We start from the raw sequence: 11,043 nt of genomic DNA, 5'->3' as shown, positions 1-11,043 counted from the left end.
ACACAGAAAGGACTGCTATCACAGCTGCAGATCTTCTTAATGATAGGGTAGTACCGTTCTTTGATGAACAGAAAGTATCATTGCTACGTGTTTTGACGGATCGTGGTACAGAGTATTGTGGCAGACCTGAAAATCACGCTTACCAGCTATATTTAGGGGTAGAAAATATTGATCATTCTCGAACCAAAGCTCGTTCTCCACAGACTAATGGCATATGTGAAAGGTTCCACAGAACTATGCAAGATGAATGTTACAATATTATCTTTAGAAAGAAAATTTACACCTCTTTGGCAGAACTTCAGTTAGACGTAGACCATTGGGTGCATTCTTACAATAGATCTAGACCGCATTCAGGTAAATATTGCTATGGTAAGACTCCTATGCAAACCTTTTTTGATAGTATGCATATTGCTTATCAGAAAAATATTGATAGCATTAAACAGGATGCTGATTTTGGTTTTGACTTTGTTAATTCTTCTGTCAGTTAATTCATGCTTGTCAGATTAAGTCTAGACTATTACATATTATCGTTGCTTCAGAAGATTTTCCAGAGCTCTCTCTCTATTAAAAGTTATAATACTCTCTCCACTTACCGCAGTGACGATAAAACCTCCTTGGCCATTGTCTTTAACATACAATTGTTCTATAGGATCTTCACATTCACAAACAGTAAAATTTGATTTTGCTCCTCTCTTAGCAAGCCTTGCTAAATGCAATTCTTGCGTATTAGAAGATTGTTTTTTCGCAAGAAAAGCAACTAAATCATCACCTTCAGTTCGTCTTACATACTGTAAAAAGTTTATTTTTCCTGGATTATAGATAGTAGATGGTGCTATATTTAATTGGCATCCTTTCTTACTAAGCAAACATTCATCTTTCTTTCCACTTTTTAGATCCTCAACCACTTTGGCCATATCGAACTTAAAAATATTTGTTCTTACTTCTTGGTTTTTAGTAGTCTTTATCTGCGTATAAAGCATCGTATTTTCATCCAATACTAATTGCCCTGGATTATCAAATTTGAATAATTTCCTTTCTGTGATGCCGCTTTTTCCAGGTAAAGCCCTAAACTTTCCATCTCCTTTTGATTCTAAGTACCAAGAAACTAAAATTTGATCCTTTAAGTTATGAGCAATTACAATGACATTACCATTACCAACTTTTACTGCTTTTGGTTGAAAATAACTATTACCTGTATTTGCAAGATTCTTGTTATCGTCATTTTTTTGTAATTTTACTTTTCCTGAATGTTCAACTGAAGGTGCATTAGTTGAATGTTGAATTTTATAAGTGTGAAACATTAAACTTTTTATGTATTTTTTTCCTTCTTCGTTAGTTTCTTCTGTAGGAAAAATAACTCCAACTTTATCTACTTCAGCTGAATTTTCTATTAGTGTGGGAGATAATTGGCCCTTGAATTCATTTGCTACGTTGACACATGTATCACACTCGTATGTTTTCGATTGATATAATGGACTAATAAGTAACTTTACTCTACTGCTTCCATTGCCGTTATCTTGATAGCTGAGTCCATAAGTAACTCCATTTCCTTCAATCAACCCTACGTTTACTGGGTTAAAACCTATCGCTTCTTTAACTTTCAGTGTAGTTGTATTAACTCTAAATAATCTACTTAATATAGACATAACTATATTTAAAATTTTAATAAAACGCTATTATGATTATTTCTATATGTAACGTCAATAAAATTTTAACTAAAATTAAGAAATTAATTTTTAAGTACTCTAAGATAATACGCTAATAAACCCAGATTTCCCATAGACAATATGTTTCCTTTGAAACCATATAATAAATTTAGCAGCTTGTTGACAACAGAAATTCCTTTACAAATCCCCCAAATACCCTTACCATGACATCAAGGGTATTTATGACTCAAAACTTGTTTTTGATCTGCAGAGTCAATGACAAAATTCAGTAAAAAACTCAGGGTATTTATTGGCGAATTACATAAAATTATAGCGGCTTTTTTTATTTTTTCTACATTCAGCCAAAATCTGCTTAAAATAAGCGTTAGAACATTATTACAATGCCAATTTACATTATAAAACTCACTACTAGGGGATTCTTTTGCCTTTTTTCCATCTGGTTAATTTCTTAATGTTTATAATCCCGCTACGTGTTAGTGATATAACTATACAAGAAGTAGTAGAAAGCTAGCTTGCATTAGCTTTATTTGTTATAATTACATTCGGTTTTATAAAGTGAGGAGTAAATATACCAGAAGTTACTGGGGAAGATTCTAATAAGGAAAGTAGAATAGAAAACGAGCTACAACAGGATTATGAATATGAATTGATTAAAAGTTTATTCATGTTTCCTGATAGGCGTCATTTGGTAGATATTGCTGAAGCTACAAAAGGCTCGTTTGATAATTTAATGTGTGCGTGGCTTGTTACAACTGAGTTGACAGACAGTCAAGAAGAGTTAGATGAGGAATTGCTATCTATTTTTAGTGCAATGAGATCTTTGAGTGCAGGAGATAGTTACCGACAACTTCAAAAGTTTTTATTAAATAATAAAGATAATCAAAATCTAAAAACCGTTCTTAATTGTGAAAGGGGAGAGTCTAGTTTGACGATATTGCACATAATATCAAGTATGGCTTGGGCAAGAAAACAATATGATTGTGCCGTAAGTTTGCTTTTAGAAGCAGGAGCTGACCCTAATATCAAGAATGATAAAACACTATGCTACTGGACCTTATAGTATAGCTGCTCTCTTAGAAAAGGGAGCTGACCTTAATGCAGAAGATAATGAAAAAAAACGCCTTTGCATCATGTTGCTAGTGTTGGTTGTTCTGAAGGCGTAGTTTTACTCTTAGAGAAAGGAGCTATTTCTGATCAAGGTGATAAACAAGGAAAAACTCCTCTGCAAGTTGCACGTGATAATCATCATGAACATATTGAAAAGTACTTTGTGACTTATAAGCGAGAGAAGTTGAGTGATAAGTTACGCTCTATAATGGAAACAAAAGACTGGTTCGAAGATGGTTCAGGTTACGTTTTAACTAAGAGACAGGGGGGCTTGAGAAGAAAGTTGTTGGATATAGTAAATAACTCAGAAGGTGATTCAGTTGTTGAAGATCTACAAGAACTCTTAGATGATTTTGGAAATGATCAAGATCTAAGAATGGTTTTGAATCTTCGAAGTAATGAAGGAGAGTTGCAGGTGCATCAACATGCTAAAAATCTTGATTCTTTTGCTCGTTCAGGTACTGATGAAAGAGCAAATAAATTTGAAGTAAAAAGATTACTTTTGAAAGCAGATGCAATCAATTTACAATGGTCAAGTTATGATGAGAAGGAGTATTATTCTAGGGATTTATGGAGTAATTTACCGCCGAATCGACAGATAAAGCTAAAAGAATTTTTAGATAAAGTTTCTAAAGCTCAAAATATGGATGAACTAGAAGGAGTTGTAAATGAGGCTATTCTCTCAGGAGGAAGGATTAATAGACGATTTTCTCAAGATAAGAAGCGTAATTTTACAGATTGTGTTATGGAAAGGATTGGTGAGTTAGGAAAGAATCCTGAAGTTGCAAGCAAGATAGTATGCAAGTTGGTATCAATAGGGGCAGTGTTATATAATAAAGATAATATGAAAGTAATTGATACACTAGAATCTGAATTTAAAGAGCACAAAGAAAATATGATAGAAGCTTATCTAGATTATCTAGAGAGTACCCTAGATTTTATGGAAGTTATAAAAGGAGCAGTTATTAATGGTATGGTAAAGAATGCAAAAATAGATAACACTACTTTATACTCGGAATATTCCGAAGATAGTATAATAAATGCTGCAAGGCTCACAGAAAAAGCTAGTGAGTTAAGGCGAGCTCAGGGAAACATAGACTATGAAAGAGATATAATAAAGATTGGTAAAAGTGAGGTAGCAATTATAACAAAGAATGGTATAAGGAATTACACCAATCTTGCGGACGATAGTGATATAGTGTTGACTTTCCCTACCACTAAGGGAGAGTTAGACGTTAGGTTATATCCTGATAAGCAAAATAAAGACTGGATAAAGGTAGAAGTAAGAGATCAAGAGAGGTTGAAAGAATTAAAAGATTGTGGAGAAGAAATAGGAAAAAATTGCTTATTTGGTGGTTACTCAGTTTACAATGCTATTGAACGTGGGTACTTTGAAAGGCCTGCAGGAATTTTCCAGGGAGAAAGATTACAAAGTGGTGAAAAAGTTTCTCATGTAGATCAATTACAAAGTAAAAAAAATAATAAGGTACGTCAAATTGGATTATACTAAGCTTGGTTTACAGTAGGTCTTAGATTATGCAAGAAGTCTAATTGCAATTGTTAACTCTTCAAGTATAATTTGTTGAGATTTACATGAACCTTATTAGATGGAAGAGAAAGAAGAGCAGTTTAGTTTTACACCAGACAATCTTAGCAAAGCAAAAAAGTCTATAGAGATGTATCCTAAAGGTAGAGAAGGAAGCGCTGTTATGCCTTTACTGTATCTAGTACAAAAACAATGCGGATGGGTTCCTGAATCTGCCATGCGCTACGTTGCTGACATGCTTCATATTCCACATATTCGCGTGTATGAAGTGGCAAATTTTTATACCATGTATAATTTAAAGCCAGTAGGTAAATATCTAATACAAGTTTGTAGAACAACTCCTTGCTGGTTATGCAATAGCGAGGAAGTTTTAAGTACCTTTAAAAAGAAGCTTGGAATCAATATCGGTGAAACCACTAAAGATAATCTATTTACTTTAAAGGAAGTTGAATGTCTTGGTGCATGTGTTAATGCCCCTGTTGTACAGATCAATAACGATTTTTATGAAAACCTCACTCCTGAAAAAGTAGAAAACATCATAGCAGAACTTTCAAGTAAATAGATGAAAGAAGAATTTGCATTTAAGATAACCAAGCAGTCAGGTTCTGCAAGAGTTGGCGTTATTAAAACTCCAAATGGAAACATAGAAACACCAGCATTTATATTTTGTGCAACCAAAGCTGCTATTAAAGCTGCAGATATCGAGAGAATCAGAGAAGCAGGTACTCAGATAATACTTTCCAACACCTATCACCTAATGCTCCAACCGGGAGAGGATACTGTGGCAAAGCTTGGTGGCTTGCACAAGATGATGGGATGGAGTGGGCCAATGCTCACTGATTCTGGTGGATACCAGATATTTAGTTTAGGACACGGATCAGTTTCAGAAGAGATAAAGGGAGTAAGACAGAAACAAAAAACTCTGATCAAAATTAACGAGGATGGGGCAATTTTTCGTTCTTACATAAATGGTAAAACTTATTGTCTAACTCCTGAAAAGTCGATACAAATTCAACAAAAATTAGGTGCAGATTTAATCTTAGTTTTAGATGAATGTACTCCATTTCACGTCAGCAAGGAGTACACAAGGAAATCGATGCTCATGAGCCATAGATGGGCTGAACGTTCTTTAAATGAATTTGAAAAAAATAATAATGGCAAACAGGTGCTTTATGGAATTAGTCAAGGCGGAGTGTATCAAGATTTGCGTAGAGAAAGTTGTGATTTTATCAACGATTTGCCATTTTTTGGTCAAGCAATAGGTGGATCACTTGGTCAAAGTAAAGAGCAGATGTATGATGTAGTTTCCTTTACTATGGAACATTTAAAAAAAGATAGGCCTACTCATTTGCTTGGTATTGGTGGAATTGTAGACATTTTTCGTGGAGTAGAGCTTGGAGTTGATACATTTGATTGCGTGCATCCAACTCGCCTCGCAAGACATGGTGGCGCGCTTGTTAAAGTAAAAAATAGAGATTCTATTTCTTCAAAGTGCAAAGAGCATATTAATTTGCGAAATCAACGATTCGAACTAGATGATAACCCAATTGAGAGTGATTGTTTGTGCTTTACCTGCAGAAAACATTCAAGAGCTTATATACACCATCTACTGAAAGCTAAAGAGTTGCTGGCTTATACACTCGTTACCATTCACAATGTTTTCTTCATGAATAAGTTGATGGAATCAATAAGACAAGCAATATTGAATGATAGGCTAGATCAGGAAAAAAATAATTGGATTAGTGAAATACCGCTGCATTGTGAATTATATACCTAGTTCATATTTTGCACATGTGCGTTGCATTTTTTAATCTTCTTTAAAAACTTGACAGTACATTATATATACGGATATACTAGAGATATAATTTTTGTGAGGCATTTATGGTTAAAAATAAAGAAAAACATCAAATAGCGTTTTGCGTTTCAGCCTTTACACTCTTAGCTGGTTTATCATTAATTGCAGTGGGTACCGTACCTGCTATAGCTTCTTGTTTAGTGATAGGAGGAATTTTAACTGCCTTGTCTATTGTGCAATCAGTAGAAAGCTATTTATTTGTACAAAACAGCGAAAAAACTTTCAATAAAATGATTAGTGGTATATGCGATGAACCAGAAAGCAAACTTTTTATAGAAAGGATTTTGCAACCATTCATTGAACTTTTTAGTGAGCATAAGCAACACAATTAAAGTACACTAAGCATAGAAACCACTTTATCGTAACTTGGCAATGAATTAATTTCTCCAATCGCAGCTAAAGTAATTCTTTCATGCTGAGATAGCAATTCTTCTGCTGCTTTTTTTATATCGTAAATAGTAACAGCACTAATTTTTTCTATTAATTCGTTTTTACTGATGTATTTATTATAGTTACCGTAGTAGTGTCCTAACGTTTCAGCACGCGAGCTAACACTTTCGCGTGACATTAAAATTTGAGATTTTACTCGTTCTTTTACTCTATTTACTTCTTCTTCCTTTAAATCATCTGTAGACAATTTCTTCAACTCTGTCGTTATAGCTTTCAAAAGCTTATCTAGATTACTGCTATCTGTACCAGCAAAAATCGAAAGCATTCCTGTATCAGCATAGCTAGAGTTGAATGAGTAAATGGAATAAGCAAGCCCCTGCTTTTCTCTTACTTCCTGAAACAGGCGTGATGACATGCCACTTCCCAGTATGGCATCAAGAACTTTGAATGTGTGATATCTATTATCATCACGAGAAACACTAGGTAGACCAATTAATAAATGTACTTGATCTAATTTACGATGTTCTAAATACTCACCACCGGTATAACTTGCATTCTCGCTTTTTTTCAGCTCTTTTGAATGAATCTTTGAGAGAAAGTCTTTGATTAATTGAACAACCTCCTCATGTTCAACATTTCCTGCAACAGCAAATATAATGTTCTCGCCAAAGTAATGCTCATTTATGTAGTTATCTAGATTAGCTCGAGTAAAAGATTTGACAGTATCTTGCGTACCCAAGATTGACCTACCAAATGGTTGATCTTTAAAAGCTGCTTCAAAATACTTATCAAAAATGATATCGCTCGGTGAATCATTAGTTTGAAAAATCTCTTGTATTACAACACCCTTTTCGCGTTCCAATTCATCCTCTGGAAATGTAGAATTCATTAATATATCTATTAATATATCAATGCCAGTTTTTATATCTTTTTTAAGAACCTTTGCATAATAACTGGTGCTTTCTCTACCGGTGCAGGCATTGAAGGCTCCACCTATGTCGTCAAAAGCTTTTGCAATTTCAAAAGCAGTTCTTGTCTTTGTTCCTTTGAAAGCCATGTGCTCTAGGAAATGAGATATTCCATTTTGACTTGCACTTTCAGCTCTACTGCCAACACCAACTCGTATATTTAAAGCTACGGAATCAACTTCATGCACTCGCTCAGTTATTATGCGCAGACCATTATCTAGTTTTGTTACTTGTGGTATATTCATCTTATATATTCTTCTTTAAATTCTCTTCTACAAAATCCCAATTGATCAAATGATCAAGAAAAACTTTTATGTAGTCAATTCTGCGATTTTGGCAATCCAAATAGTATGCATGCTCCCATACATCCATAGTAAGTAGTGGCACCTGGCCATAAATTAGCGGTAGATCCGCATTTGGAGTTTTAGTGATTTTGAGTTTTCCTTTTTCAAGCACTAACCACACCCATCCACTGCCAAATTGGCTTACTCCATAATTTGAAAATTCTTCACAAAATTTGTCAAAGCCACCAATATCATCTTGAATTTTTTTTGCTAGAAGACCATCATCTTTAGGCTCACCACCACCATTTTTTTTCATTGAATTCCAATAAAAAGTGTGATTCCAAACTTGTGCTGCATTGTTAAAAATAGGAACTGTATTATTATTTCCATGAACTTTCGTTACTAATTCCTCAATTTCCATATGTTGATAATCTGTGTTTTCAACCAGTTCGTTGAGTTTATTTAAATATCCCTTATGGTGCTTATCATAATGAAAATCTAATGTCTTTACAGATACATAAGGCTCTAAAGCTGCTTTATCATATGGCAACTCAGGTAAAGTAAAACTCATGCTGACCTCTTTATTTTCGATGGTATGGTAATATGTGCTTTTGCGCAACAGATAATTTAGTTAGGTAGTGATTGCATTTATTCTAAAACAAGCGATACTAGTAAGATAATTATGTTTTTATTTTAGAGGGGTAATATGTTAAATTTATATGATAATTTTAAGAAATATGCTAAGTTTGGAGATGTTCCTACCAAAAGTGTTGGGTGTAACAAAATTCCACAAAATAGTTTCTATAAATCCGTTTACCTTATCAACAGTGTTGTTGGGCCAGTGAAAAATGTAGCTCTTGGTAGTTACCAAAATCCTTCTATGATTCAGACCACTACTTTTGCGTTAGCTAGTGTAATTCTGCAACCTTTATATCTAGCATTGGCGTATTTGTCATACTAGCCGGCAAAAGGATTAGCGAAAGTAGTAGATAGTTTTGATCTTAAGCGTAACACAAAATCGTTCATAGATTATTCATCCATGTTGTCACGTAAGACATGGGACCATAGTAGTGCATTATCTAAATTTGTTAACACAGTTTTGAGTTATGTTGTTAGTGCTGTTATTTGGGCTGCTGCGCTCGTTGTTACGCCACTCGTTTGGACTATTGATAAAGTGGCAAGTAAATTTAGTGATGCAAAAAGTGAAGGTGTTGGTAGTCCTTCTTTGTCAAAATAGATAGCCTACCAAGTGCATGTGAAACCATTGTATCTGTGTGGCAAAATAAAGTAGACGAGATAAAGACATCTATAGAAGCAAGAGGATGTCATGCAAGTAGCTGACACTGGCATCCCGATAGAATGTTGGGGAGTGTTAAATAAACTGTGTCAAACCTCCATTTTATCAATTTATTACTTTACTTCTCGGTTTGACACAGTTTATTTAACACTCCCTTTCGAGCAAGTTCTTTCAATCGAAACACTATGTGTACGTTATCATCGTCAATTTCAATGCGTTGAACTAACTTTCTTATTATATCAAGTTTAGTTTCATAGTCTGCTTGATTAAGCTCTCTCAGAGGAAAAACTTTCTACACTGTTTGTGATAAAATCTAATTCTCTCTGTAGCCTCTTTTCATCGATAGCTTCTTCCCTTTGATCTCTGATTCCTTTAACTCCTTTTCCATGATCTCAACTTCTAAGTCATACTTTTCCTTCGTTATATGACCCCTTTCATATACATAAGCTAATCTTTCTATACCTTGTTCTATTTTATCTGCGCGTTTTTCAATCTCATCCTTTGCCTGCTTATTTTCATATTTTAAAAGTCTAACCTTTGTCATTACCTCTGGTTCTTTGAGTACCATCTTCATTTCTTTCCATACTGCTTCTTCTAGTATATCAACTCGTATTGATTTGCTGTTACACACCCTATTCCCACCAAAACGAATTGATTTTTTCTTTCAGTCCTCGGAAAAATCTTACTTAGCTTAGCTATAGATGTTTACAAAAGAAATTCAAGTGAGTGAAGAAAGAAAAATTATTTTTGCAATACCGTAGGTACGCTCCACAATTATATTGAAGTTTTTATTGCACTCAAAACCTTCATTTTTCCTCATTTCTAGAATTATTAACGCATTATCATTTAACCAGCCTGAGTGAGCTAACTCGTCTAAAGTTGAGTTAAACAGATTGATATTATAAGGTGGATCCATAAAAACTATATCGCACTTTGAAATAGGTCTTGGTAATCCGTTAGCATTGCAACAAATTAACGTGATATCGCTCGTAATTCCAAAATCTTCTGCTGTTTTTTTAGGCGGTTGCAAATTGTAATAATCTGAATCTACCATGAATGCATGTTTAGCACCTCGAGAAAGTGCTTCAAATGAAAAAGAGCCACTTCCGCAGAATAAATCAAGTACATTTAGGTTATAAATAGGTTTTCTTGAAGAAAGTATACTAAATATTGCTTCTCGGACACTACTCATAGTGGGCCGTGCAGCTAAATTCTTGCCTGTAGTTATTTTTCTTCCACGATATTTACCCGCAATAACACGTAACATATAAAACAAGTTCGAAGTTAACTAATTATTTATAATACACATTTAATGTCAACATAGCTTCAGCAGTCTAATAGAAAGAAGGTTGCTTGTGGAGGAACGCAAGATCAATCGCTTTTCTTTGATTTATTTTCTATACTGATTGCACGACCAATCTCGTCTTGTAAATCATCATGGTTCTCTAATTGCACATAAGTCAACAATAATTTTTACACAAATCAAAATAGCATATTTCCTCCGTAATCTTTAATAATTTTACATAGATTAAGTAGCATGCTTCCATGGTTCTCTCCGCGGTCTGATATGGCTAGTTTAATTTTAGCCAAGCCGCACTATACTTGTTAGGGCGGAAGTGGATGGCAACATGTTGTTTACGAAGTCTACGCTTCAACCATAGCTCTTGCTTATCCCTTCCATCGGCATTACTATCTTTACCTTCAATAAAATTATTGTCCTATACTCCTTTAGTGTTTATTGATAATAAAATTCTGTTTTATCAACCAACATTCTATGCATAATTACAGCTAGTTTTCTTGCTAATGCAACTACTGCTTTCTTTATACCCTTCTTTTTTGCAAGCTTTATTCCCCAGCTTTTTAATTTGAATTTTTTCTTGCTAACTGTCAGTATTGTATGCGCAGCTTCATACAACATATTTCTACATT

Annotated in this window: 11 protein-coding genes and 2 pseudogenes; 7 read left to right on the top strand and 6 right to left on the bottom strand. The window is 34.2% G+C overall.

Annotated features, from left to right (window positions below):
* Nucleotides 1–488: integrase core domain-containing protein (locus OUY_RS05210; RefSeq protein WP_139686881.1), on the top strand; the 488-nt coding region annotated here is incomplete at its 5' end.
* Between the two features lie 36 nt (nucleotides 489–524).
* Here the strand turns inward: OUY_RS05210 and OUY_RS05205 are convergent.
* Nucleotides 525–1,646, bottom strand: coding sequence for a hypothetical protein (locus OUY_RS05205; RefSeq protein WP_246038753.1), 1,122 nt, complete (start codon nucleotides 1,644–1,646; stop codon nucleotides 525–527).
* A 667-nt stretch (nucleotides 1,647–2,313) separates the two neighbouring features.
* On the opposite strand from OUY_RS05205, the gene OUY_RS05200 reads away from it, so the two are divergent.
* The 5 genes from OUY_RS05200 to OUY_RS05180 all read left to right on the top strand — a co-directional run bounded on the left by OUY_RS05200 (nucleotide 2,314) and on the right by OUY_RS05180 (nucleotide 6,507).
* On the top strand, nucleotides 2,314–2,727 hold the full coding sequence (locus OUY_RS05200) for an ankyrin repeat domain-containing protein (protein ID WP_139686880.1): 414 nt from the start codon (nucleotides 2,314–2,316) through the stop codon (nucleotides 2,725–2,727).
* A gap of 63 nt (nucleotides 2,728–2,790) precedes the next feature.
* Nucleotides 2,791–4,284, top strand: coding sequence for an ankyrin repeat domain-containing protein (locus OUY_RS05195; protein ID WP_139686879.1), 1,494 nt, complete (start codon nucleotides 2,791–2,793; stop codon nucleotides 4,282–4,284).
* A gap of 97 nt (nucleotides 4,285–4,381) precedes the next feature.
* Entirely contained in the window at nucleotides 4,382–4,882 is a 501-nt protein-coding gene (gene nuoE, locus OUY_RS05190) for an NADH-quinone oxidoreductase subunit NuoE (protein WP_139686878.1), read from the top strand.
* A complete protein-coding gene (gene tgt, locus OUY_RS05185) occupies nucleotides 4,883–6,097 on the top strand; it encodes a tRNA guanosine(34) transglycosylase Tgt (RefSeq protein WP_139686877.1) in 1,215 nt (404 codons plus the stop codon).
* A 104-nt stretch (nucleotides 6,098–6,201) separates the two neighbouring features.
* Nucleotides 6,202–6,507, top strand: coding sequence for a WD_0736 family protein (locus OUY_RS05180; RefSeq protein WP_139686876.1), 306 nt, complete (start codon nucleotides 6,202–6,204; stop codon nucleotides 6,505–6,507).
* Here OUY_RS05180 and OUY_RS05175 read toward each other — a convergent pair.
* Both OUY_RS05175 and OUY_RS05170 read right to left on the bottom strand, forming a co-directional pair.
* Complete coding sequence (locus OUY_RS05175) at nucleotides 6,504–7,778, bottom strand: M16 family metallopeptidase (RefSeq protein ID WP_010402417.1); 1,275 nt, start codon at nucleotides 7,776–7,778, stop codon at nucleotides 6,504–6,506. The genes OUY_RS05180 and OUY_RS05175 overlap by 4 nt on opposite strands.
* Before the next feature lies 1 nt (nucleotide 7,779).
* Nucleotides 7,780–8,388, bottom strand: a complete 609-nt coding sequence (locus OUY_RS05170; protein WP_139686875.1) for a superoxide dismutase — start codon at nucleotides 8,386–8,388, stop codon at nucleotides 7,780–7,782.
* A gap of 135 nt (nucleotides 8,389–8,523) precedes the next feature.
* Between OUY_RS05170 and OUY_RS06915 the strand changes: the two are divergent.
* Nucleotides 8,524–9,054 (top strand): annotated as a pseudogene (locus OUY_RS06915) (hypothetical protein).
* Between the two features lie 373 nt (nucleotides 9,055–9,427).
* Here OUY_RS06915 and OUY_RS05155 read toward each other — a convergent pair.
* The 3 genes and pseudogenes from OUY_RS05155 to OUY_RS05145 all read right to left on the bottom strand — a co-directional run.
* Nucleotides 9,428–9,745: a hypothetical protein gene (locus tag OUY_RS05155; protein ID WP_139686874.1), complete on the bottom strand. Its 318-nt coding sequence runs from the start codon at nucleotides 9,743–9,745 to the stop codon at nucleotides 9,428–9,430.
* A gap of 87 nt (nucleotides 9,746–9,832) precedes the next feature.
* On the bottom strand, nucleotides 9,833–10,381 hold the full coding sequence (gene rsmD / locus OUY_RS05150) for a 16S rRNA (guanine(966)-N(2))-methyltransferase RsmD (RefSeq protein ID WP_139686873.1): 549 nt from the start codon (nucleotides 10,379–10,381) through the stop codon (nucleotides 9,833–9,835).
* A 468-nt stretch (nucleotides 10,382–10,849) separates the two neighbouring features.
* Nucleotides 10,850–11,043: pseudogene (locus tag OUY_RS05145) on the bottom strand (IS110 family transposase); the annotation flags it as partial.

The sequence above is a fragment of the Wolbachia endosymbiont of Leptopilina clavipes genome, from assembly GCF_006334525.1.
Lineage (GTDB): Bacteria > Pseudomonadota > Alphaproteobacteria > Rickettsiales > Anaplasmataceae > Wolbachia.
This window is presented reverse-complemented; position numbering and strand designations above follow the sequence as displayed.